The organism is Micromonospora sp. NPDC006431 (assembly GCF_042870725.1).
Taxonomy (GTDB): domain Bacteria; phylum Actinomycetota; class Actinomycetes; order Mycobacteriales; family Micromonosporaceae; genus Micromonospora.
In genome coordinates, this window is record NZ_JBIAHQ010000015.1 from 120132 (window position 1) to 143400 (window position 23269).

Genomic DNA, 23269 nt, shown 5'->3' on the forward strand with positions numbered 1-23269 from the left:
CCCCGTGGGACCGGCAAATGATCATGATTGATCGATGGGTGTCATCCGCCCCGTGCGAACAGACGCCCAACACCGGCGCTGTGTTTTATCGCACTTTCGGACACGGGGACAAGACTCTGCCGTAAACACGGCTAAACAACCGGGCGACGTTTCAGGCGCAACCCCGGCAAATCAGCACACGACAATGTGCTGACGATCATCAGAACAAGGTCATTTCCGAGCCGATCTCCTCTCGGCGCAGAGACACCCGGGCAGTGAGTTCAGGACCGTCGTTGCGCACGTCGCCGACCGCCGGCGAGACCGGGCGGACCTCCAGCCCGGCGAGCCACTCCGGGGCGGGCGGGGCGAGCAGCGCCCCGGTCTCGCCGCCCGGAGCGAGCCAGGACGCCCACCGCTCCCCGGGCAGCAGCAACGGCATCCGGTCGTGCACCTCGGCCAGCTCGCCGACCGCCGCGGTGGTCAGCACGCTGAAGGTGAGCAGGTCGTGCCCCGCCGACTCCCAGACCGACCAGATGCCGGCGAAGGCCAGCACCGAGCCGTCCGCCGGGGTCATGTAGTACGGCTGCCGGCGGCCACCCGGCTCGCGCACCCACTCGTACCAGCCGTCGGCCGGGACCAGGCAGCGCCGGCGGGCGAAGGACGGAGCGTACGCCCGGCTGGTGGCGACGGTCTCCGCCCGCGCGTTGATCATGCGGGCGGCGCCGGCGGCGGTGCGGGACCAGTGCGGGATCAACCCCCAGCGGCCCACGGAGAGCACCCGGTGCCCCTCCGGCGTCAGCCGGACCAGCGGCACCGGGTCGGTGGGGGCGACGTTGAAGTCCGGGCCGACCCCGGCGCCGGTCTCGTCGGACGACTCGAACAGCGCGCTAAGGTCGCCCGCGCTCCGGCTCGTCGCGTACCTCCCGCACATGGCGCACACGCTAACCCGCCGCCCGGGTTCCGGCTGTCCCGCCAACCGGGAGCAGGCAGAACGGGCGGCTCCACCGGTCCCGGGACTTGGCAGAATGTGAGCGTGGGGAACCTGACCGCGACCCGGCCGCCGCAGCCGTGGACCGCACCGACCGCCACCGACCCGGTCGGCGCCACGCTGCGCCTGCCGGGCTCCAAGTCCATGACCGCTCGGGCGCTGGTGCTCAGCGCGCTGGCCAGCGGCCCGTCGACGCTCGACCGGCCGCTACGCGCCCGGGACACCGAGCTGATGGCCGGCGCGCTGCGCGAGCTGGGCGCGCACGTGTCGACCTCCGACGACGAGAGCTGGCTGGTCCGGCCGCACCGGCTGGTCGGCCCGGCCCACGTCGACGTCGGCCTGGCCGGCACGGTGATGCGCTTCCTGCCCCCGGTGGCCGGGCTCGCCGAGGGCCGGGTCACCTTCGACGGCGACCCGCAGGCCCGGGCCCGCCCGCTCGGCCCGCTGATCGGGGCGCTGCGCGCGCTCGGCGTACGCATCGACACGCCGGCGGCGGGCAGCCTGCCGCTGGCGGTCCTCGGCGCCGGCCGGGTCGCCGGTGGCGAGGTGGTCATCGACGCCTCCGCCTCCAGCCAGCTCGTCTCCGGGCTGCTGCTGGCCGCGCCCCGCTTCGACCGGGGCGTGGTGGTCCGGCACGAGGGGGCGCCGGTCCCGTCCGCGCCGCACCTGCGGATGACCGTGCAGATGCTCCGGGCCGCCGGGGCCGCGGTCGACGACGCCGTCCCGGACGTCTGGGTGGTCGAGCCCGGCCCGCTGACCGGGCGCGGCTGGGAGATCGAGCCGGACCTCTCCGGTGCCGTGCCGTTCTTCGCCGCCGCGCTGGTCACCGGCGGCGAGGTGACCCTCCAGGGCTGGCCGCGCAGCAGCATGCAGCCGGTCGAGCAGCTCCGCACGCTGCTGACCCGGATGGGCGGCGAGGTGACGTTGACCACCGCCGGGCTGACCGTCCGGGGCACCGGCAGCGTGCACGGCCTGGACGCCGACCTCTCCGACGTCAGCGAGCTGACCCCGGCGCTGACCGCGCTGGCGATGCTCGCCGACTCGCCGTCCCGGCTGACCGGGATCGGGCACATCCGGGGGCACGAGACCGACCGGATCGCCGCCCTGGCCAAGGAGTTCGCCGCGCTGGGCGCGGACATCACCGAGTCCGTCGACGGGCTGGAGATCCGGCCCCGCCCGCTGCGTGGCGGGACCTTCCGGACGTACGCCGACCACCGGATGGCGCACGCCGCGGCGGTCGCCGGGCTGGCCGTCCCCGGCATCGAGGTGGACGACGTGACGTGCACCTCGAAGACCATGCCCGAGTTCCCGGCACTATGGTCAGGGATGGTGACCGGCAAGAGCTGACCCGACGGGGGGATGTCCTGGCGACCAGGCGACGGGAGTACGACGAGGACGACGTCCGGGTCCGGCCCGGGAAGTCCTCGCGCCCGCGTACCCGGACCCGGCCCCGCCACGAGAACGCGGTCGACGGGTTCGTGATCGCCGTCGACCGGGGGCGGTACACCTGCGTGTTCCCCGGCGCCGGGCCGGACGCCCCGACCGTCACCGCGATGCGCGCCCGCGAGCTGGGTCGCAAGTCGGTGGTGGTGGGTGACCGGGTCGGGCTGGTCGGCGACACCTCGGGTGCGCCCGGCGCGCTGGCCCGGATCGTCCGGATCGCCGAGCGCACCTCCGTGCTGCGGCGTACCGCCGAGGACGACGCGACCACCGCCGAGGGGCGGCTGGAGCGGGTCGTGGTGGCCAACGCCGACCAGCTCGTGATCGTCAGCGCGCTGGCCGACCCGCCACCGCGTACCGGGTTCATCGACCGCTGCCTGGTGGCCGCGTACGACGCCGGCATCGAGCCGCTGCTCTGCCTCACCAAGGCCGACCTGGCCGGCCCCGAGGCGGTCCTCGACTACTACACCGAGCTGGAACTGCCGTACGTGCTGATCCGGCCGGACTCCCCGCTGGACGCGCTGCGCGCGCTGCTCGCCGGGCGGGTGTCGGTGCTGGTCGGGCACTCCGGGGTGGGCAAGTCGACGCTGGTCAACCGCCTGGTGCCGGAGGCCGACCGGGCGGTCGGCACGGTCAGCGCGATCGGCCGGGGCCGGCACACCTCGACCAGCGCGGTGGCGCTGCGGCTGCCGGATGCCGCCGAGGGCTGGATCATCGACACCCCCGGGGTACGCAGCTTCGGGCTGGCGCACGTCTCCGCGGAGAGCCTGCTGCACGGCTTCCCCGACCTGGTGGAGGCGACTGTCGACTGCCCGGCGAACTGCCCGCACACCGCCGACGAGGCGGACTGCGCGCTGGACGCCTGGGTGGCCGCCGGCAAGGCCGACCCGCGCCGGCTGGCCTCGTACCGCCGCCTGCTGGCCTCCCGCAGCGGCGAGGTCGACCCGCGGGAGCCGAACCGGCGGGGCCCCGGCGAGGAGTGAGCCGGCGCGCCCCGGGGGCCGGACCGGGTGCGGCCGGCCTTCGTTCGGTCCGGCGCGCCGCCTGGCGGCGCGGAGGCCGAATTATGGCCGCCGGTCCGGCGACCGATAGCGTGTCCGGCATGACCGGGTACGCCGACGACCTCGCCCTCGCCCACCTGCTCGCGGACGCCGCCGACGCCGTCTCCACGGCCCGGTTCCGCGCCCTCGACCTGCGGGTCGAGGCGAAGCCCGACCTCACCCCGGTCTCCGACGCGGACACCGCCGTGGAGCGGAGCATCCGGGCCCTGCTGGCCGAGCACCGGCCGGGCGACGGCCTGCTCGGCGAGGAGTACGGCGAGCAGCCCGCCACCGGCCCGGACGGGCGGCGCTGGGTGATCGACCCGATCGACGGCACCAAGAACTTCGTCCGGGGCGTGCCGGTCTGGGGCACCCTGATCGCCCTGCTGGAGGGGGACCGCCCAGTCCTCGGCCTGGTCTCCGCCCCGGCGCTGGGCCGGCGCTGGTGGGCCGCGCTCGGCGCGGGCGCGTACGCCGGCCCCGACCTGGCCGCCGGCACGCCGATCCGGGTCTCCGCCGTCGGTGAGCTCGCCGACGCCAGCTTCTGCTACTCGTCGCTGACCGGCTGGGAGGAGGCGGACCGGCTGGACGCCATGCTCCAGCTCATGCGGGACGTCTGGCGCAGCCGGGCGTACGGCGACTTCTACGGCTACATGCTGCTGGCCGAGGGGGCGCTGGACGTGATGGTGGAGCCGGAGCTGTCGCTCTGGGACATTGCGGCGCTGGTCCCGATCGTCACCGAGGCGGGCGGGACGTTCACGGACCTGTCCGGGCGGCCGGCGCCGGCGGGCGGCGAGAACAGCGCGATCGCGACGAACGGCGCGCTGCACGACGACATCCTGGCCCGGCTCGGTCGGCCGGCCGCGCGCTGACCCGCCGGTTGCCTCTATCCTCGCCAGGTGGTGTCCTCCGGTTGGTGCTTCCTCGCGGCCATGATCGTCGCGTACGGCTTCGCCAACCTGCTCCAGTCGGTGGCCGCGGCGCGGACCACCGTGCACCACACCTTCGATCCCGGGCTGCTGCTCCGGCTGGCCAGCCACCGCACCTACCTGGTCGGCCTGCTGTGCCAGGTCACCGGCTTCGTGTTCGCCTTCCTGGCCCGCCGCGACCTGCCGCTGTTCCTGGTCCAGGCCAGCGTGGCGGCCGGGCTCGGGGTGACCGCCCTGCTCGGCGTGCTGGTGCTCAAGTGGCGCCTGCCGGCCGCCGAGATCGCGCTGCTCGGGCTGCTCTTCGGCGGGATCACCGCGCTGGTGCTGGCCGCCCAGCCAGCGCCGTCGCGGCAGCTCGGCACCGCCGGGCTGATCGGCCTGGCCGGGGCGCTCGGGCTGATCGGCGTGCTCGGCTTCTTCGCCGCCCGGCTGCACGGCGCGCCCGGCTCGGTGGCGCTCGGCTCGCTGGCCGGGATGGCGTTCTCCGCCGCGGCGGTGGCCGCCCGGCCGCTCGCCTCGGCCGACACCGCGGAGGCGTTCGTCCGCGACCCACTGCTGTATCTGCTGGTCGCCCACTCGGTGGTCGGGCAACTGCTGCTCGGCCTGGCGATGCAGCGCGGCTCCACCACCGCCGCGGTGGCCGCGATGGACGCCGCCGGGGCGGTGCCCGCGGCGATCATCGGCCTGCTGCTGCTCAACGACCGGATCTGGCCCGGGCGGGAGTGGCTGGCCGGGATCGGCTTCCTGGCCACGCTGGTGTCGGTGGTCGGCCTGACCCGGTACGCCGAGCCGCAGCACCACCACGCGGTCGCCCGCGATCGGGAGCGCCGGATGATCGGCGCCGGCGCCGCCGCTGAGTCAGGCCGCTAGGCCGCCTCCACCGGCTTGCGCCGGCTCACCACCCGTTCGTAGAGCCGCTCCAGCGCGCCGGCCGTCCGCTCCCAGGTGTAGCTGCACCGGACCCGGTCCACGGCGGCGTGGCCGTACGCGAACCGCCCGGCGTTGTCGGCGAGCAGCCGGCGCAGGGTGACCCCGAGGACCCGGACGTCGCCGGGCGGGACGAGCCGCCCGGTCACCTCGTCGACCACCGCATCGGCGATGCCGCCCATCGCGTAACCGACCACCGGCACCCCGCAGGCCATCGCCTCCAGCGACACCCGCCCGGCCGACGAGTAATGCGGGGTGCAGGCGACCACGTCGGCGGAGCGGTACCAGGTGGCCATCTGGTCGTGCGGTACCGCGCCCACCAGCTTCACCTGCTCGGCCACCCCGGTCTGCTCGGCCAGCTCGCGCAGCCGGCGCGCCTCCGCGTGGTCGGTGAGCCGCTCGGCGGGCGGGCCGCCGGCGATCACCAGCTCGGCGTCGCCGACCAGCCGCATCGCCCGGATCAGGTCCTCGTGGCCGTGCGCCGGCGAGAGCCCACCGACGGAGAGGATGCGGGAGCGCTGGTCCCGGGGCGCCGCCTCGCCGTCCGGGTGGAACTGCTCGGTGTCCACCCCGGTCGGCACCATCGCCACGGAGGTGCGCTGCAGCCCCATCCGGGTCAACTCGTCAACCTCGTCGTTGCACTGCGCGACCGCGATGTCCACCGCCCGGGTCAGCGCCCGTTCCAGCGGGATCCGCTCCCCCGGCCCGTCGTACCGCCGGCCGAGATGGCGCAGCTGCTCGACGCCGAGCGAATGGAAGGTCTGCACGACCGGTATGTCGGTCTCCCGTACGGCGTGCGCGGCGGCCAGGCCGCCGACCCAGTAGTGCCCGTGCACCACCTCGGGCGTCCAGTCACCATGCCACCGCTGCGCCAGCCAGCGACCGAAGTCGGACACGTGCGGCACCAGCTCGGCGGTGGGCAGCGGACTGGGCGGACCGACCGGCACCCGCTCCAGCCGGTAGCCGTCCACCTCGACGCACTCCGGCTGCCCGGAGTCGTCGCGGCGCTCGTAGACCCGGACGTTGTGACCCCGTGCGGCGAGCTCGGCCGCCACCCGCGCGATGTGCTGGTGGGTGCCGACGGTGGGACCGTCGACGGACGGGCCGGCGTGCGCACACACAAGGCCGACGCGCATGGTGCACCTCCATGCGTTCTACGGTGGGTCCTCCGGTCAGAGGGTCCCATTAACCCGGCCCTGGTGCGCCGAAACCTGGCAGATCGGGAGCGGACCGACGGACCGGCGCGAGGTGGGCCGGCCGGTGATCCGGGCGATCCCGGCGGCATGATCGCCCCCGACCGGGGGTACCGGCGAGGAATGCCGCTCACCCGCGACCTCGGCGACGCCACGGTGGTGATCACCGGCGCGTCCAGCGGCATCGGCGCGGCCACCGCGTACGAGCTGGCCCGGCGGGGCGCCGACGTGGTGCTGGCGGCCCGGACCGAGGAGGCGTTGCGCCGGGTCGCCGACCGTTGCCGGGGACTGGGCGGACAGGCGCTGGTCGTGCCCACCGATGTCACCGATCCGGTGGCCGTGGAGCGGCTCGCCGCGCGGGCGGCGGCGGAGTTCGGCCGGATCGACGCCTGGATCAACAACGCGGCGGTGGGCGTGGCGGGGCTCTTCGACGAGATCCCGGTGGAGGAGTTCCGCCGGGTGGTGGCGGTGAACCTCCTCGGCACGGTGTACGGGACGAAGGCGGCGCTGCCCCGGCTCGAGGCGGCGGGCGGCGGGGTCCTGGTCAACAACGCGTCGGTGCTGGCCGAGGTGGCGATGCCCTACCAGTCGGCGTACAACGCGACGAAGCACGGCATCCGCGGGCTGGCCGACACGGTCCGGCAGGAGCTGCGGGTCACCGGCCGGGCCAACATCTCCATCTGCACCGTGCTGCCCGCCAGCATCGACACCCCGATCTTCCGGCACGCCGCCAACCACAGCCGGCACGAGCTGACCCCGCCCCCGCCGGTCTACCCGCCGGAAATGGTCGCCGAGACGATCGTGCGGCTGCTGCGCCGGCCGCGCCGCGAGGCGTACGCCGGGGGCGCCGCAAGGCTCGTCGGGCTGCAGTGGCGGCTCGCGCCGGCGCTGGCCGAGCGCGCGCTCGGCTGGTACACCGCGCGCACTCAGTTCGGCCCCGGCCTCCGCCTGAACAGCACCGGCAACCTGTTCAACCCGCACGCGGAGGCCGAGCGGACCGGCGGCTGGCACGGCCGGCGCTGGCAGCTGGTCCGGATCACCGCGGCTTTCGGGCTGGCCGCGGCGGGCACCGCCGTGGGCACCCTGGCCGCCCTGCGCGGACGGGCGGACCGCTGATGGACCGCGCCGACCGGTCGGATGCGTGGGCCGGGCCGGTCGTCAGGCTGACCGGCGTGCTCGACCTGGCCGGCGTCGACGCCGTCCGGGAGGCGCTGCTCGCCCGGCTCTGGCAGCGGCCGGAGCCGGTGATCGTCGACCTGTCCGAGGTCCGGATCGCCCACCCCGGGGCCCGCGCCGCCATCGACGACGTGCACCGCACGGTGGCCGACTGGCCGGCCGCCGGCGTGCTGGTGCTCGACCCGGCGGGCCGCGCCGGTGAGGCCGCCCCGGTCTATCCGTCCCTGGACGAGGCGCGGGCCGAGGACGAGGCCGCCTTCCGCGGCTGACCGGCGATCGGGCCGGACAACCCGACCGTCCGGGCCTTTTCTCCCCGTTCCTCCCGATCCACGCCGCCGGACCCGGTTAGTGCGGTCAGCTCGGCGGGTAGTGACCGGTCATGCGCGACGACGAGTACCCCACCCCCGTGTCCGACCCGGAGGCGGAGGGTCTGCCCGACACCGCCGACGACGACTCGACGGCCAAAGACGACGTGCTGACCGGGCGGGAGGCGGACGGCCCCGAGCCCGCCCAGCTCCCGGGCGACCGCGACCCGGTGGCCGTGGACCGGTACGGGACCACCGCCGAGGAGCAGCTCGACGGCGAGTCGCTGGACTACAAGCTCCACCGGGAGGTGTACGAGCGGGCCGCCGACGACCCGCTCGCCGGCCCGGTCGATCCGGACATCGCCGCGGAGGCGGACAGCGACGAGGCGGCCGCGCAGGCCCAGTTCGACGCCGACGTGATCGACCCGGGCCCGACCTCCGACCCGCACTCGGCGGTCTCGATCTACGACCACGGTCAGCTCGGCGCGGTCGCCGACCACCAGGTGGGCCGGCTGGTCGAACCGGACGAGGGCGCGCACACCGACCAGGAGACCGACAACATCGGGTACGACGCGGGCGCGGCCGGTGGCGGGGCGACCGCCGAGGAGCTGGCCGTGCACGAGACGCGCCCGCCCGAGGCGACCCCGTGACCGGGCCGGCCGCTCAGGCGTCCAGGCCCCGCTCGATGGCGTAGCGGGTCAGCTCGACCCGGTTGTGCAGCTGGAGCTTGCCGAGCGTGTTCTGCACGTGGTTCTGCACCGTCCGGTGGGACAGCCCGAGCCGCTCGGCGATCTGCTTGTACGACAGGCCCTTGGCCACCAGCCGCAGCACCTCGGTCTCCCGCTCGGTGAGCCGGGGTGCCGGGTCGTGCGGGGCGGCGGCCAGCCGCCGGTACTCCCCCAGCACCAGCCCGGCCAGGCCCGGCGTGAAGACCGGCTCGCCGGCCGCCGTGCGGCGCACCGCGTCCAGGAACTCGGCCGGCGCGGCCGACTTGAGCAGGTAACCGGTGGCGCCCGCCTTGACCGCGTCCAGCACACTCTGCGGCTCGCCGCTGGCCGACAGCATCAGCACCCGTACCTCCGGCAGCACGGCGCGCAGCCCGCGGATCACCTCGACGCCGGAGACGTCCGGCAGTTGCAGGTCGAGCACCACCACGTCGGGGCGGACCGCCGCGGCCACCCGGACCGCCTGCCGCCCCTCCCCGCTGGTCGCCACCACCAGGTGGCCGGCCTCGGTGAGGTCGCGGGCCACCCCCTCCCGCCACATCGGGTGGTCGTCCACCACCATGACCCGTACGCCGGTGCTCATCGGCCGCTCCTCGGCACGCTCAACTCGATCTCCGTGCCGGTCCCAGGGGCGGACACGATGCGTACCTCGCCGCCCAGGTCGGCCACCCGGCCGCGGATGGACTGCGCCACCCCGAGCCGGCCCTGCGCCGCGGCCTCGGCGAGCCGCCCCTCCGGGATCCCCGGCCCCCCGTCACGCACCGAGACGGTCACCTTCTCCCCCTCGTCCTCGATCAGCAACCAGGCCCGCCCGCCGGCGTGCCGGGCCACGTTGTCCAGTGCCGCCCCGACCGCAGCGGCCAGTTCGGCGGCCATCCGGGCGGGCAGCGGCACCGGGGTGGCCGGCGCGGCGACCTCGACCGTCGCCGAGGCGTACCCGTTGAGCAGGTCGCGCAGGTCGCGGGTGTCCCCCTCGTCGGCCGGCGGGGTTCCGGCGCGGCCGATCAGGGCGCGTAGGGCAGCCTCCTGCTCACCGGCGAGCCGGGCCAGTTCGCCCGCCTCGCCGTCCAGGTGCGCGCCGCGCCGCTGCACCAGCGCCAGCACCTGGAGCACCGAGTCGTGGATGTCCCGGGCCAGCCGCTCCCGCTCCCGGGTAGCGGCCTCCAGCTCCACCGCCCGCTGCAGCCGCTCCTCGGCGGTGACGGCCAGTCGGGCCACGTGCCCGACCACCACCCCGGCGAGCAGCAACAGGATCACCCCGGTCAGCGAGGACTGGCTGATCCGGGTCCGGGTGGCCAGGTCGACCCCGCCGAGCGCCAGCGCGGCTATCGCGCCGCGCCGCCGGCCGCCGGAGACCGCCCAGGCCAGGACCGGCCCGGCCAGCCAGGCGACGGTCAGGGTGGGCACGCCGGCGGCGAGCGCCGCCCGGCCCACCACCCACGGGGTGGCCAGCATGAGCGCCAGCACCACCCCGAGGTCGGCCAGGAGCAGCGGCCAGCGCCGCCCGGCCGGGCGCGCGTAGCCGGCCGCGGTCACTCCGGTCCAGGCCAGCATCCCGAGGAGTACGCCACCCGCGGCGATCGGGTGGGCGTACCGGTGGGCGTCGCGGAGCACCAGCACCCCGACGTACGCCAGCGAGGCGAACCGGAACACCGCGATGGACCGCCAGAGCGGGACCTCCAGGCCACCCGGGGACGACGGCATGCGCGACACCATGCCACAGTCCGGTGCCGGCAGGGTGACGGGTGCGGTCCCGGAAACCCTGACGTACGGTGGAAATGCCACGAAAGTCGCCGAGATCGACCGCCGGGACGGGGCCATGACAAACGCAGAAACCCCCGCACCGCGTACGGTTGTGCCCATCGAACCCACCCTCCTCATCGCCGAGGTCTTCGACCAGGCCCGGGTGACCCAGCTACGGCACTCGGTCACCTCCTGCGCGCGCGCCTCGGGACTGAGCGGCCAGCGGCTGGACGACTTCGTGCTGGCGGTCAACGAGCTGATCACCAACGCCGTCCGGCACGGCGGCGGCCAGGGCCGGCTGCGGCTGTGGTGCCAGGACGGGGAGCTGGTCTGCGAGGTGGCCGACCACGGCCATGGGATCAGCTCACAGCGGCTCAGCGATCGGAACCGGCCCGCCCCGGACACCGCCGGCGGCTGGGGTCTGTGGCTGGCCCGGGAGCTGAGCGACACCATGGCGGTCGAGACCGGCGAGGCCGGCACCGTCGTCCGGATCACCGCCGCCGTCGGCTGAGCCCGCCCCCACGCGGGCAGTCGCGCCGGCCACTTTCGTCCTCGTAACGCACAGTAGCCGTTCGGGCGTTCTTCATAACTGGATCACTCGACCCATCCGATGCGTCTGGCCAGGTAATTCGTCCAACCGACCGCCCAACAGCACCACCTCTCCCTCTTCCCTTTGCTCTGCAGCCGCATAGGCAGCGGTCACGTTCCGTATAGCGGTGCGTATGGGGCTGCAGAGCAAAGGGGGCGCGCGGGTCGGTGTGGCGCAGCAGCGTGCCGGGACGGCCGGGGAGGAACGTGCGGCCGGCCCCGACGGCCCCCACCCGGACGCAGCGGGTCAGGCGAACAGGGCGCTGACCGACTCGCCGTTGTGGATCCGCCGCATCGCCTCGGCCAGGGCCGGCGCCACCGAGAGCACCGCCAGCTTCGGCACCCGCTTCTCCGCTGGGATCGGCACGGTGTTGGTGCAGACGATCTCGAGCACCCCGTCCTGCTCGCTCAGCCGGTCGAGCGCCCCGCTGGAGAAGAGACCGTGGGTGCAGGCCAGCCGGATCGAGCGGACGTTCCGCTCGCGCAGATGGGCGATCAGCTCGATGACCGTGCTGCCCTTGGCGATCTCGTCGTCCAGCACAATGACGTCCCGGTCCGCCACGTCGCCGATCACCGTACTGATCTTGACCCGGTCGTCGCTGAACCGCTGCTTCGCGCCGGCCGCGACCGGGGTGCCGAGCATCCGGGCGAACGCCGCCGCCTCCTTGGCGTTGCCCAGGTCCGGCGAGACCACCACAGCGTTGCTCAGGTCGTGGCCCCGGAAGTGGGCGGCCAGTTCGCGCAGCGCGTGCAGGTGATCCACCGGGACGCTGAAGAAGCCGTGCACCTGCGGCGAGTGCAGGGTCATCGCCAGCACCCGGTCCGCGCCGGCCGAGGTGAGCAGGTCGGCGACCAGCCGGCCGCCGATGGAGATGCGCGGGGCGTCCTTCTTGTCCGACCGGGCGTACGCGTAGTGCGGCAGCACCACGGTGATCCGTCCGGCCGAGGCGCCCCGGGCCGCATCGGTCATGAGCAGCAACTCGACCAGGTGCTCCTGCACCGGCGGCACCAGCGGCTGGATCAGGAAGACGTCCCGTTCCCGGCAGTTCGCCTGCAACTGCACCTCGAGGCAGTCGTTGGCGAACCGGGACACCCGCACCGGATGCAGCGGGACGCCCAGGTGGGCGCAGATCTCGGCGGCGAGCTCGGGGTGGGCGGTCCCACCGAACACGGCAATGTCACGCACGAGTGCCGATCGTACGGGCTGCCCGACTCAGGGTCGGCGATCTGATGGGCCGGCGGTGCGGCCGGCAGACCAGCGACCTGGCAACGCACCAGCCTTCCGGGTCAGCTCCAGGTGTTGCCGGTCAGCCGCTCGTACACCTCGACGTAGCGGGCCCGGGTCGCCTCGACCACCTCGGCCGGCACCTCCGGCGCCGGCGGCTGCCGGTCCCAGCCACTCTCGGTGGCCCAGTCCCGGACGTACTGCTTGTCGTAGGAGAACTGGGCACGGCCCGGCTGGTAGGACTCGGCCGGCCAGAACCGGGACGAGTCGGAGGTGAGCACCTCGTCGGCGAGGAGCAGGCTGCCGTCCGGCGTCCAGCCCAGCTCGATCTTGGTGTCCGCGATCAGCACGCCCTGCTCGGCGGCGATCTCCGCGCCACGCCGGTAGACGTCGATGGTGATCTGCCGCAGCCGCTCGGCGGTCTCCGCACCGACTTTGTCGACCACCTGCGCGTACGTGATCGGCTCGTCGTGCTCGCCCTTCGGGGCCTTGGTGGACGGGGTGAAGATCGGCTCGGGCAGGATGGACGCCTCCACCAGCCCGCGGGGCAGCTCCACCCCGGAGACCGCACCGGTGCGCTGATACTCGGCGAAGCCCCCGCCGGTGAGGTAGCCGCGGGCCACGCACTCGACCGGGACCATGTCCAGCCGGCGGCAGCGGATCGCCCGGCCGGCGAACTCCTCGGGCACGTCGGTGGCGGAGATCACGTGGTTCGGCACCAGATCGGCGAGCTGCTCGAACCACCACAGCGACAGGGCCGTGAGCAGGCGACCCTTGTCCGGGATCGGGGTCGGCAGCGGCACGTCGTAGATCGAGATGCGGTCGGAGGCGACCAGGATCAGGTCGTCGCCGTCGACGTAGACGTCCCGGACCTTGCCCGAGTGCAGAAGTTCCACGGCGCCTAGTACACCACGCGCCGGATTCCCACCCGGCGCGGCCACCGGCCACCGGTACGGCGTACGGCCCCGGCGTTGACACCCCCGCGTGGGGCCTGTGTAAATGATCCGTCCGCAGCAGCCGCCCGTCCCCCAGGGAGAACCCGTGCGCGCTCCGCAGTCCGTACCCCGCCCCGGCGTCGACCGGCGGCGGCTCCTCGGCGCGCTGGCGGGGGTGCCGCTGCTCGCCGGCGGGCTGGTCGGCTGCGGCCCGGAGGAGCAGCACCCGGTCGACGACGGGCCGGTCGAGCTGTCGGTCTTCTGGTGGGGTGGGACCGCGCGGACCGAGGCCACCGAGCGGGCGCTACGGCTCTACTCGGCCCGGCATCCGAAGGTGCAGTTCCGGGTCACCTGGCAGGGCCTCACCGGCTACTACGACCGGCTGGCCACCCAGGCCACCGGGGGAAACGTGCCCGACCTGTTCCAGATCGACGACACCGTGCTCACCGAGTACGCCCGGCGGGAGATCGTCCTCGACCTCAGCGGGTACGTCGCGGAGCGGCGGCTCGACCTGCGCGGCCTGCCGGAGAACCTGGCCCGGTACGGGCAGGTGGACGGCCACACCGTGGCCGTCCCCGCCGCGCAGACCTACGCCGCGCTGGTCTACAACCGCGACCTGCTGCGCCGCCTGGGGTTGCCCGAGCCGCGTCTCGGCATGCCGTGGCCGGAGTACGTGCAGTGGGCCGCTCGGCTCACTCGCGCCTCGGGCAACCGGGTGGCGGGCACCACCGATCCCTCCGGCGACTACCGGGCCCTCTGGCTCTGGCTGCGTGGCCAGGGCGGCGAGCTCTACCGGGGACGGCAGCTCGGCTTCGACTCCGGCGAGCTTCTCCGCTGGTTCGAGTTCTGGGAGGTGGCCCGCAACTCCCGCGCCACCGCGGGCACCGCGTTGCCGGAGCTGGCGGACACCGGCGACCTCGACCGGCAGCTCGTGGTGACCGGGCAGGCGGCCGCCTCGTTCGCCTGGGCGCACGAGTTCCCGGAGCTCCAGAGCCGCACCCGCGACGAGTTGGGCCTCACCAGCTTCCCCGGCAGCCCGGCCGCGCAGTGGCCCCGGGCGTCGATGTACTGGGCCGCGTTCCGGGGCACCCGGCACCCGGCGGTGGTGGCCGACGTGATCAACTTCCTGACCACCGACACGGAGGCGGGCCGCATCCTCGGCACCGAACGCGGGCTGAACCCCAGCGTCCCGGTCCGGCAGTCGGTCATGGACGGACTGACCGACCCGGCCGCGAAGCAGTTGGCGAGCCTCGGCGTCGACCTGGACAGCGTCACCGGACCGGCGCCGGCGCCGCCACCCCGGGGTCACGCGCGGGTGCGTACCCTGCTCGTCGCCGCGGCGGAGAGCATCCGCGGCAAGCGGTCCGGGGCCCGGGCCGCGACCTCCCGGTTCATGGCGCAGGCGAACGCGGCGCTGGCCGGGTGACCGCCCGGGCCCGGGCCGCGTGACGCGCGCCCCCAGGCACGGCGGGCCGGGGCGTGCGGCCGGCGGTCAGCGCGGCGGGCGGTTCCTCCGGCCGCGCGTCAGCAACAGCACCATCAGCACGATCCCGCCGACCACCACGAGGCAGCAGAGCAGCCCGAGAACGCCGAAGCCGCCCCGGGACCGCCGCCGGGCGGCCTCCACCACGAGCTCGCCGGTACCCGTCGACGCCCAGGCCGCGACCGGTACGAACACCGCGAGCGCGACCCCACCGAGGACCGCGCCCAGCCGGCCCCACCACCTGTTCCAAGCAGACATGCCCCCATCCTCGCTCAGCGGCGCAACCGGGCAGGACGGCGGGGCCGGGAACGACGAAAGGCCCCGGAGCGGACTCCGGGGCCTTTCGTGACGAGTAGCGGGGACAGGATTTGAACCTGCGACCTCTGGGTTATGAGCCCAGCGAGCTACCGAGCTGCTCCACCCCGCGTCGGCTCGTACAGCTTATCGCATCCCCGCCGTGGAGATCAGCCCGGTCCCCGATCGCGGCGTTTCGCCCGTTGGCGGCAGAAGTTTCGCCCGTTGGCGGCAGAAGTTTCGCCCGTTGGCGGCAGAAAGAGAACGGCCCCGAGGATCGAATCCTCGGGGCCGTTCCGGCGTGGTAGCGGGGACAGGATTTGAACCTGCGACCTCTGGGTTATGAGCCCAGCGAGCTACCGAGCTGCTCCACCCCGCGTCGGTTCGTCAACCGTAGCGCACCGACCCCAGGAGGCGCAAAACGGGGTCAGCCCAGCCACCTCCGGACCGCCTCGGTCGCCCGGCGGCTGTCCGCCTCGAACTGCGGCCGATCCGTCGACGTGCCCTCCCAGCCCTGCTCCCAGAGCACGGTGACCACGTCGCCGATCCGTACCGCCCGGACCAGGTGCACCTCGTCGCCGCCGGTCGGGTCGCCGTTGACGTCCCGGTACGGCGTACGGGTTTCGAACAGCGCCGACTCGTCGCCGTACCCGGTGCCGGCGAGCAGCCGCTGGGTGACGGTCCCGCCCGGCGCGTCCGGGAGCGGCTGCTCAGGGCAGTCCCGGACCGCCTGCCGCAGCTCGCGCAGCGCGTCGTCGGCCCGGCCGGCCCGGTAGACCGTGACGCTCTGCCGGTAGCTGCCGTCCGGCACCGCCTCGGCCGGCGCCCCCGCGAGCTTGAACGCCACCGTCCGCGCCCGGCGGGTCGCGATCTGCGCCTCGCCGGGCGTTGCGCCGCAGAGGTCCGGCAGCACCGGGCCGGGGACGAACTGGCTGCCCGTGCCGGCGTCGTTGGCGGCCGGCAGGGTGAAGAAGGCCCGGTCCGGGATGCTGGTCGGGGTGGTGGCCGGAGGTCGGGCACTGGTCGTCGGGGCTGCGGGCGTACCGGACGGGGTGAGCGCACTCCGGCTCGGCGACGGCGGGCCGGAGCTGGGCGGCGCCGACGGCCCGGGGGTGGGGGTGGCGGCGGGTGGCCCGGGCGGGGTGTCCGGGCCGGCGGCGAGCACGAGCCGCGCGCCGACGGCCGTGCCGGCGACCAGCACGGCGGCGGCCAACGCGCCCAGGGTGGCCCGGTAGCGCGCCCGGCGATCGGCCCGGCGGCGCACCTGGTCCGGGTCCGGCAGCGCCCGCGGGTCGGAGTCGGCGGCCAGCGCCCGGTAGAGGCGGGTCAGTTCACGCGACATCGTCGACCTCCAGCTCCGCGGTGGTGAGGCCGGGCAGCAGCTCGGCGAGGCGGGCCCGGCCGCGGGACAGCCAGGACTTCACCGTGCCGACGGGAACCCCCGCCTCCCCGGCGATCTCCGCCACCGACATGTCGAACAGGTAGTGCAGCGCGAGGGCCTGCCGGTGCCGAACCGGCAGCTGCCGGAGCGCGCCGACCAGCAGCACGCTGTCCTCCCCCGGGGGTCCGACGTCGCCCGGCGGGCCGGTCCGGCTGGCCGCCAGCCGCCAGCCGCGCAGGCGGCGCCACCGGTCGGTGGCCAGCCGGCTGATCACCAACCGCAGCCAGGCCTCAGGGGCCGGGTGGGCGGCCAGCGTCGTCCACTGCCGCCAGGCCCGGGCGTACGCCTCCTGCACGAGGTCCTGGGCATCGCCGGGATCGTGCGCCACGGCGTAGCCGTACCGCAGCGCCCGCGCCGACGTGCTCCGGTAGAAGTCGTCGAAACCGTTCGTGTCCCTCATCTGGAGATCCCGCCTCCCCTCGGTCCACCTGCACTGATGACGGCCGAAGCGGGTGCCGGGTTGCGAGTGTTCCGTCCGGTATGCGACAAAGCCCGTGGCCGGAGACCACTAGGGATCTCCAGGCCACGGGCTCGCTGGGTCGGGCCGGCGTCAGCCGTTCGCTGACGGTGAGGACGAGGGTGCGGCCGGCGGCGACGCGGACGGGCTGCCGCTGGCCGACGGGGCGGGCGACGGGTTGGCCGCCACCTGCGCCTCCTGGAACGCCGTCATCGCCTCATCCAGCGCCTTCAGGGCCCGCCCGTACCGCTCGAAGTCGCCGGACGCCTGGGCGGCCTTGACCTCGGCGATCGCGCTCTGCACCTTGCCGGCGGCCTCGGCCAGCGCGCCGGTGAGCACCGGCGGGCTGGTGCCGCCACCCGTCGGCGGGGTGCCGCCGGTGCTGGGCGGCGTGGCCCCGGGCGCCCGTTTGCCCTGCTCGACGAGCTGCTTGATGCCGTCCGTGAGGTTGTTCGCCAGCACCACGTACGAGCCGCCGTCGCCGTACGAGAGCAGCACCTTCTGCAGCAGCGGGTACGCGTCCTGGTTGCTGCTCTTCACATAGACCGGCTCGACGTAGAGCATGCCGTCGGCGAAGGGCAGCGAGAGCAGGTTGCCGTACTGCACCTGCGCCTGGTTGGAGGAGAGCAGGTTGAGCTGCTGCCGGATGTCGCCGTTGTTGCTCATCTGCTGGTGCACCTGGACCGGGCCGGAGATCCGGGTCTGGTCCGGCAGCTCCAGCACCTCCAGCCTCGGCTGGCCGTCGACGTACGACCCGGCGATCAGCGCGGCCAGGTTCTGCCGGCCGTTCGGGGTGACCGCGGAGGTGAGCTGGAACCGCGGCGCCTCCTGCCCAGGGAACTGGGTGAACAGGTAGTACGGCGGCTGCTTCTGCCCACTGTCCGGCGCATCCGGCACGTTCGGCACCTGCCAGAAGTCCTGCCCGGAGTAGAAGTCGCCCGGGTCGGTGACGTGGAACTTGGTGAGCAGGTTCCGCTGCACCTTGAACAGGTCCGCCGGGTAGCGGAAGTGCTCGGCCAGCTCCGCCGGGATGTCGCCCTTCGGCAGCACCAGCTCGCCGCCGAACGCCTTGTTCCACGCCTTGAGCACCGGGTCGGTCTCGTCGAACGCATAGAGCTTGACCGTGCCGTCGTACGCGTCGACGGTCGCCTTGACCGAATTGCGAATGTAGTTGACGTCCTCCCGGGCGAGCTGGAACGTGCCCCGGCCGGTCAGCTCGTCCGCCGTCTCGGCCTGCAGGTTGACCCGCTCCGCGTACGGGTAGGTCGCGGCTGTGGTGTAGCCGTCCACGATCCACAGGACCCGGCCGTTCACCACCGCCGGGTACGGGTCGCCGTCCAGGGTGAGGAACGGCGCGACCTTCTCCACCCGGTCCCGCGGGTTGCGGACGTAGAGCAGCTTGGAGTCCTGGTTCACCGCCTCGGAGAGGAGGAAGTTCGACTCCTGCTCCTTGATCGCGTAGAGCAGCCGGCGGGTGAACGAGCCGATCTTGACGCCGCCCTCGCCGGTGTAGGTGTAGTACTGCTCGCCCCCGCTCGAGGTCGGGCGGTCGAACTCGACGTTGCGCTCCCCGGTCTGGCCGACGATGGCGTAGTCGTCCGCCTTCATCCGCTCGCCGTAGTAGATCCGCGGCTGCTTGGCCGGGATCTGCTCGGTCGCGGACGCGCAGCCCTGCGCCTCCTTGCCGGAGTCACCGAGGAAGCCGGAGACGAAGTACGGCTGGCCGCCGCAGACCACCTGGTTGGCCGGGGCGGCCACCAGGCCGTAGCCGTGGGTGTAGACGGTGTGCCGGTTGATCCAGTTGCTCTGCTGCGGGGTCAGCTCGTCGTAGTTGATCTCTCGGACGCCGACCACGTAGTCCGAGGTCTTGCCGTCCACGGCGTACCGGTCGATGTCCAGCTTCGGGCCGAAGTCGTAGAAGCCACGCACCTGCTGGAGCTGGGTGTACGTCTCGGAGACCAGTTGCGGGTCGAGCAGCCGGGCGTTCCCCACCACCGAGGTGTCGGTGGCCAGGCTGGGTGGCGGGGTGAGGTTGCTCGCCGCGTACCCGGCGGACTTGGCCCCGGCCAGCCCGTACGCGGCCCGGGTCGCCTCGATGCTGCGCTCGATGTAGGGCGCCTCCTTGTCCCGGGCGCTCGGCTTCACCTCGAAGGTCTGCACCGCCCACGGGTAGATGCCGCCGATCGCCACCGCCGAGACGCCGAGCAGGGCGAGCGAGATGCCGGGCCAGACCAGGTTCCGCATCACCGCGTTGGAGAACACGATGATCGCGATGGCCACCACGACCGAGATGTAGGCCAGGATCTCCTTCGCCGGAAGCAGCGCGTTCACGTCGGCGTAGCCGGCGCCGTAGAGCTTGGCGCCCTCGTTGTACTCCAGCAGCATCGCCCGCCGGTCCAGCACGTACGCGACCGCCTTGAGCAGGACGAAGACCGCGACCAGCGTGCTCAGGTGGGCGCGCGCGCCGTTGGTCATCCGGTCGCCGATGCCCTGCAGCCGCACCCCGCCGAAGACGTAGTGCATGGCCAGGGCGCCGAGCAGGGCGAGCACCACCGCGGTGAAGCCGACGCCGAGCAGGTAGCGCCAGAACGGCAGCTGGAAGACATAGAAGCCGACGTCGACGCCGAACTCCGGGTCCTTGACGCCGAAGCTCCCGCCGTTGCGGAACAGCAGCCACTGGCTCCACCGGCTCTGCGCGGACAGCCCGGCGAAGAGCCCGATGACGGCGGAGACCAGGGCGATCCAGGTGCCGAGCCGGGGGCTCAGCAGCATCCGGTACCGCTCCAGGGTGGCCTGCTCGGCGGAGTGCGGGCGCAGCTGGGGCCGCAGCCGGTATCCCAGCCAGAGGTTGCCGGCGACGATCAGCGCCATGCCGAGCCCGATCACCAGGAAGAGCAGCAGCCGGGTGGCCAGCACCCCGGTGAAGATCTGGGTGTAGCGGACCTCCTCGAACCAGAGCCAGTCCGTCCAGGCGTTGACTCCCCACCCCAGCAGGGTGAAGAGCACGAACACCCCGATCAGGACCCCGATGGTGGCGCGTCCGCGCCGGCTCATCCTCGGCAGGGGACTGCTACGCATGACCACTGTTGGCTCCGCACGCTCGATGTGATCGGCTCCGACCAGGCACCCAGAGTACGGGGTGTTCCTGAATACGTCGGGTCAAGGTCACGCCACGATCCCCGCGCGGGCCGCCGGAGCCGGGTCAGCAGCGGGTCGGCTGCCCTCCGGCGCGCAGCGTCTCCAGCGCCTTCAGCGCGTCGTCGAGCGACGCCACCCGGAGCAGCGGCAGGTCGGGCTGCGGGTTGCGGACCGCCTCCGTGCAGTTGTCGGCGGGCACCAGGAAGACCTTCGCACCGGCCTCCTTTGCGCCGACCAGCTTCTGCGCGATGCCGCCGATCGGACCGACCCGGCCCTCGTCGTCGATGGTGCCGGTGCCGGCGATGATCTTCCCGCCGGTCAGGTCGGCCGGCTCCAGCTTGTCCACGATGCCCAGGGCGAACATCAGCCCGGCGCTCGGGCCGCCGATGTCCGCGAGGTCGATCTTGAGGGTGAACGGGTGCGGCTGCTGCTGGTCGATCTCGATGCCGATCCGCGGCCGGCCGTCCTGCTCCCGGCTGGTCACCGCAGCGGTGGCGGTCACCCCGTCGCGGACGTACCCGATCTTCAGCGCGCTGCCGGCCGGCTTGGCCCGGATCAGCTCGGTGAGCTTGGCCGCGCTGGTCACCTGCTGGCCGTCGACCGAGGTGAGCACGTCGCCGGGCCGGAGCACGCCGACCGACGGCCCACCGGCGGTGACCCCCTTCACCAGCACCTCGATCGGGTAACCCAGCTTGCGCAGGGCCGCCGTCTCCGCGCTGGTCTGCGAGTTCTGGAAGTCCTCCACGTTGCGCTTCTCGATCTCCTGCTGCGACTCGCCCGGCGGGTAGACCAGCTCGCGCGGCACCACCGCCTCGTCCCTGGAGAACCAGCCGGCCAACGCCGAACGGAGCCGGACGGTGGGCTGCACCCCGACCGTGGTGAGCCGCAACTGCCCGGCGGAGGTGGACGTCGGCCGCCCGGTGACCTGGATGATCTCCTTGCCGTCCTCGGCGCCGAGGGTGTTGACCGTCGGGCCGGGACCGAGCACCACGTACGGGATGGGCACGCTCAGCACCCCGACGCTGAGCAGGGCGGTGAGCAGTGCACCGAGGAGTACGGTCACGCCGCGACGTCTCATGCGGCAGAGCGTACCGATCCGGGCGCGGGCGTCCGGCGCAGCGACCGGCGGACTTCGCCCTCAGCGCAACGCCAGCGGGCGCGACCTGCGGCAAGGCACGCGTACCGTAGACCTCGTGCCTGATATTCCGTTCGGATTCGCGCTCCCGGGTGGGCAACCACCCGACCCCAACGATCCCGCGCAGATGCAGCAGTTCATGGCGCAGTTGCAGCACCTGCTCTCGGCGCCGGGCAGTGGGCCGGTCAACTGGGACCTCGCCCGGCAGGTCGCCGCGAGCCAGCTCGCCGCCACCGGCGACCCGGCGGTCTCGCCGTTCGAACGCAACGCGGTGGAGGAGGCGCTGCGCATCGCCGACCTCTGGCTGGAGCCGGCCACCTCGTGGCCCTCCGGCATCCGGGCGTCGGTCGCCTGGAACCGCAACGAGTGGATCTACAAGACCCTGGACGTGTGGCGCAAGCTCTGCGACCCGGTGGCCAGCCGGATGGTCGGCGCGATGGGCGACCTGGTGCCGCCGGAGGCGCGGGCCCAGCTGGGCCCGATGCAGTCGATGGTCGCCACGCTGGGTGGCGCGCTCTTCGGCGGCCAGCTCGGCCAGGCGCTCGGCTCGCTCGCCGCCGAGGTGCTCTCCGCCGGCGACATCGGCCTGCCGCTCGGCCCGGCCGGCACCGCCGCGCTCATCCCGGCCAACATCCGGGCGTACGGCGAGGGCCTGGAGCTGCCCGAGGACGAGGTACGCCTCTACGTCGCCCTGCGCGAGGCCGCCCACCAGCGGCTCTTCCAGCACGTGCCGTGGCTGCGCGGGCACGTGCTCACCGCGGTGGAGAACTACGCCGCGGGCATCCGGGTCAACCGGGAGGCCATCGAGGAGGCGATGGGTCGGGTCGACCCGACCGACCCGGAGTCAATGCAGGCGATCGCCCTGGAGGGCATCTTCACCCCGGAGGACACCCCGGCGCAGAAGGCGTCCCTGGCCCGGCTGGAGACCGTGCTCGCCCTGGTCGAGGGCTGGGTGTGCCACGTGGTCGACACCGCCGCCGGCGAGCGGCTGCCCAACGTCGTACGCCTCGGCGAGGCGTTCCGCCGGCGCCGGGCCGCGGGCGGGCCGGCCGAGCAGACCTTCGCCGCCCTGGTCGGCCTGGAGCTGCGCCCCCGCCGGCTGCGCGAGGCCACCGTGCTCTGGGCGGCGCTCACCGAGCAGCGGGGCATCGCCGGCCGGGACGCGGTCTGGGGTCACCCCGACCTGCTCCCCTCCGACGACGACTTCGCCAACCCGGAGGCGTTCGCCGCGACCAGCAGCGACCTGGACGAGGAGCTGGCCAGCTTCGACTTCACCGCCCCTGGCGCCCCCGAGGAGCAGCCCCCCGCCGAGGGCGACGACAAGTCCTCCTGACCGCACACCGCCAAGATCCGCACAACTTCACCGAAGTTGTGCGGATCTTGCTCGTCCGGGGGGTCAGCCGGGCTGGCCGGAGAGCAGGGCGCGGGTGGCCTCCCAGCCCTCGAAGGCCGGGTCGAGGGTGGCCAGGTCGGCCGGGCCGCGCAGCCGGCGCCAGCCGGCCGTGACGGCCACGTCCCCCGGGCGCGGGGCGGCGGCGCGCACCTCGGCCGGCGCTGCCGTCGCCAGGTCGACCACCGGCAGCCATGCCGGTACGGGCAGCCGGGCGGCCACGCCGAGCAGGCCGGGGCCGCTCCCCTCCACCGGGGCCACGGCCACCGGCCGGCTGGAGAGGGGCCGCAGCAGCTTGCCGAGCGTGAGCCCGGGCACGTCGGGCGCGTCGGCGGCCACCACGGCCGCCTGGTCGTACCCGGCGCCGGCCCGCCCGGCATCGGCGGTGGCCCGGTCCGTGCCGGCCAGCGCGGCGAACACCGCGTTGACGGTGGGTTCCGGCACCTCGTGGACGGCGGTGCCGGGCCACACCACGGCGTCGGCCAGCCACCGGTCCGCGGGCGTCACGGCCACCGCGGTCTCCACCTCGTTGAGGGTGGCGAGCAGGTCCACCACGTCCTCGGCGAGCGCCGTACGCCACCGGGTCGGGTCGATCCCCGGCGGCGTCCAGCCCACCGGCGCGAGCAACGCCACCACCACACGTCGAGCCACGCTCCGACCCTAGCCCTCCGCCCGAGCCGCGGCGGGCCCGGCCAGCGCCCGGTCGAGCGGGTCGCGACGCGACCAGGGCGCTTCGGC

At 74.0% G+C, this 23269-nt stretch carries 22 protein-coding genes and 2 tRNA genes; 10 read left to right on the plus strand and 14 right to left on the minus strand.

What is annotated here, in order from left to right; translation table 11 throughout:
* Positions 1-199: 199 nt before the first annotated feature.
* Positions 200-910, minus strand: coding sequence for an SOS response-associated peptidase (locus tag ACFYM6_RS23970; protein ID WP_387278844.1), 711 nt, complete (start codon positions 908-910; stop codon positions 200-202).
* 102 nt (positions 911-1012) lie between these two features.
* On the opposite strand from ACFYM6_RS23970, the gene aroA reads away from it, so the two are divergent.
* The 4 genes from aroA to ACFYM6_RS23990 all read left to right on the plus strand — a co-directional run bounded on the left by aroA (position 1013) and on the right by ACFYM6_RS23990 (position 5246).
* The gene (gene aroA, locus ACFYM6_RS23975) at positions 1013-2314 is read left to right on the plus strand and encodes a 3-phosphoshikimate 1-carboxyvinyltransferase (protein ID WP_387278846.1); all 1302 of its coding nucleotides are present in this window, start codon (positions 1013-1015) and stop codon (positions 2312-2314) included.
* Positions 2284-3390: a ribosome small subunit-dependent GTPase A gene (gene rsgA, locus ACFYM6_RS23980; protein ID WP_387278848.1), complete on the plus strand. Its 1107-nt coding sequence runs from the start codon at positions 2284-2286 to the stop codon at positions 3388-3390. Before aroA ends, rsgA begins: the two co-directional genes overlap by 31 nt.
* Positions 3391-3509: 119 nt before the next feature.
* A complete protein-coding gene (gene hisN, locus ACFYM6_RS23985; RefSeq protein WP_073834950.1) occupies positions 3510-4319 on the plus strand; it encodes a histidinol-phosphatase in 810 nt (269 codons plus the stop codon).
* A gap of 60 nt (positions 4320-4379) precedes the next feature.
* The gene (locus ACFYM6_RS23990; RefSeq protein ID WP_387278967.1) at positions 4380-5246 is read left to right on the plus strand and encodes a hypothetical protein; all 867 of its coding nucleotides are present in this window, start codon (positions 4380-4382) and stop codon (positions 5244-5246) included.
* On the opposite strand, the gene ACFYM6_RS23995 is transcribed toward ACFYM6_RS23990, so the two are convergent.
* Complete coding sequence (locus ACFYM6_RS23995; RefSeq protein WP_387278850.1) at positions 5243-6439, minus strand: glycosyltransferase; 1197 nt, start codon at positions 6437-6439, stop codon at positions 5243-5245. The two genes, ACFYM6_RS23990 and ACFYM6_RS23995, sit on opposite strands and share 4 nt — an antisense overlap.
* Positions 6440-6619: 180 nt before the next feature.
* Here ACFYM6_RS23995 and ACFYM6_RS24000 point away from each other — a divergent pair, with 180 nt between their 5' ends.
* The 3 genes from ACFYM6_RS24000 to ACFYM6_RS24010 all read left to right on the plus strand — a co-directional run bounded on the left by ACFYM6_RS24000 (position 6620) and on the right by ACFYM6_RS24010 (position 8627).
* A complete protein-coding gene (locus tag ACFYM6_RS24000) occupies positions 6620-7612 on the plus strand; it encodes an SDR family oxidoreductase (RefSeq protein ID WP_387278852.1) in 993 nt (330 codons plus the stop codon).
* Entirely contained in the window at positions 7612-7941 is a 330-nt protein-coding gene (locus ACFYM6_RS24005) for an STAS domain-containing protein (RefSeq protein WP_387278854.1), read from the plus strand. Before ACFYM6_RS24000 ends, ACFYM6_RS24005 begins: the two co-directional genes overlap by 1 nt.
* A 110-nt stretch (positions 7942-8051) precedes the next feature.
* Positions 8052-8627 (plus strand): DUF5709 domain-containing protein, encoded by a 576-nt coding sequence (locus ACFYM6_RS24010; protein ID WP_387278856.1) that lies wholly within the window; start codon positions 8052-8054, stop codon positions 8625-8627.
* Positions 8628-8640: 13 nt separating this feature from the next.
* Here ACFYM6_RS24010 and ACFYM6_RS24015 read toward each other — a convergent pair whose 3' ends face one another.
* Together ACFYM6_RS24015 and macS are read right to left on the minus strand one after the other, a co-directional pair.
* A complete protein-coding gene (locus ACFYM6_RS24015) occupies positions 8641-9285 on the minus strand; it encodes a response regulator (RefSeq protein WP_387278858.1) in 645 nt (214 codons plus the stop codon).
* A complete protein-coding gene (gene macS / locus ACFYM6_RS24020) occupies positions 9282-10406 on the minus strand; it encodes a MacS family sensor histidine kinase (RefSeq protein WP_387278860.1) in 1125 nt (374 codons plus the stop codon). The genes ACFYM6_RS24015 and macS overlap by 4 nt, the downstream gene beginning before the upstream one ends.
* 115 nt (positions 10407-10521) lie before the next feature.
* On the opposite strand from macS, the gene ACFYM6_RS24025 reads away from it, so the two are divergent.
* On the plus strand, positions 10522-10956 hold the full coding sequence (locus ACFYM6_RS24025; RefSeq protein WP_387278862.1) for an ATP-binding protein: 435 nt from the start codon (positions 10522-10524) through the stop codon (positions 10954-10956).
* Between the two features lie 324 nt (positions 10957-11280).
* Here the strand turns inward: ACFYM6_RS24025 and ACFYM6_RS24030 are convergent, their stop codons facing one another.
* Both ACFYM6_RS24030 and ACFYM6_RS24035 read right to left on the minus strand, forming a co-directional pair.
* Positions 11281-12219 carry a ribose-phosphate diphosphokinase gene (locus tag ACFYM6_RS24030; protein ID WP_387278864.1) on the minus strand — a complete coding sequence of 313 codons (939 nt, stop codon included), beginning with the start codon at positions 12217-12219 and terminating at the stop codon, positions 11281-11283.
* A 101-nt stretch (positions 12220-12320) separates the two neighbouring features.
* Positions 12321-13154, minus strand: coding sequence for a phosphoribosylaminoimidazolesuccinocarboxamide synthase (locus ACFYM6_RS24035; protein WP_387278866.1), 834 nt, complete (start codon positions 13152-13154; stop codon positions 12321-12323).
* Positions 13155-13299: 145 nt separating this feature from the next.
* On the opposite strand from ACFYM6_RS24035, the gene ACFYM6_RS24040 reads away from it, so the two are divergent.
* A complete protein-coding gene (locus ACFYM6_RS24040) occupies positions 13300-14619 on the plus strand; it encodes an ABC transporter substrate-binding protein (RefSeq protein ID WP_387278868.1) in 1320 nt (439 codons plus the stop codon).
* 66 nt (positions 14620-14685) lie between these two features.
* On the opposite strand, the gene ACFYM6_RS24045 is transcribed toward ACFYM6_RS24040, so the two are convergent.
* The 7 genes from ACFYM6_RS24045 to ACFYM6_RS24075 all read right to left on the minus strand — a co-directional run bounded on the left by ACFYM6_RS24045 (position 14686) and on the right by ACFYM6_RS24075 (position 21084).
* Complete coding sequence (locus ACFYM6_RS24045; protein ID WP_387278870.1) at positions 14686-14934, minus strand: hypothetical protein; 249 nt, start codon at positions 14932-14934, stop codon at positions 14686-14688.
* Between the two features lie 95 nt (positions 14935-15029).
* Positions 15030-15103 (minus strand) — tRNA-Met (locus tag ACFYM6_RS24050).
* Between the two features lie 169 nt (positions 15104-15272).
* A tRNA-Met gene (locus tag ACFYM6_RS24055) sits at positions 15273-15349 on the minus strand.
* 48 nt (positions 15350-15397) lie between these two features.
* Entirely contained in the window at positions 15398-16312 is a 915-nt protein-coding gene (locus ACFYM6_RS24060) for a hypothetical protein (RefSeq protein WP_387278872.1), read from the minus strand.
* The gene (locus tag ACFYM6_RS24065; RefSeq protein ID WP_387278874.1) at positions 16302-16811 is read right to left on the minus strand and encodes an RNA polymerase sigma factor; all 510 of its coding nucleotides are present in this window, start codon (positions 16809-16811) and stop codon (positions 16302-16304) included. The genes ACFYM6_RS24060 and ACFYM6_RS24065 overlap by 11 nt, the downstream gene beginning before the upstream one ends.
* A gap of 150 nt (positions 16812-16961) precedes the next feature.
* On the minus strand, positions 16962-19946 hold the full coding sequence (locus tag ACFYM6_RS24070; protein ID WP_387278876.1) for a UPF0182 family protein: 2985 nt from the start codon (positions 19944-19946) through the stop codon (positions 16962-16964).
* A gap of 124 nt (positions 19947-20070) precedes the next feature.
* Complete coding sequence (locus ACFYM6_RS24075) at positions 20071-21084, minus strand: PDZ domain-containing protein (protein WP_387278878.1); 1014 nt, start codon at positions 21082-21084, stop codon at positions 20071-20073.
* Between the two features lie 184 nt (positions 21085-21268).
* Here ACFYM6_RS24075 and ACFYM6_RS24080 point away from each other — a divergent pair, with 184 nt between their 5' ends.
* The gene (locus ACFYM6_RS24080; protein WP_357440173.1) at positions 21269-22474 is read left to right on the plus strand and encodes a zinc-dependent metalloprotease; all 1206 of its coding nucleotides are present in this window, start codon (positions 21269-21271) and stop codon (positions 22472-22474) included.
* 63 nt (positions 22475-22537) lie between these two features.
* Here ACFYM6_RS24080 and ACFYM6_RS24085 read toward each other — a convergent pair whose 3' ends face one another.
* Positions 22538-23182 (minus strand): hypothetical protein, encoded by a 645-nt coding sequence (locus ACFYM6_RS24085; RefSeq protein ID WP_387278880.1) that lies wholly within the window; start codon positions 23180-23182, stop codon positions 22538-22540.
* Positions 23183-23269: the final 87 nt, after the last annotated feature.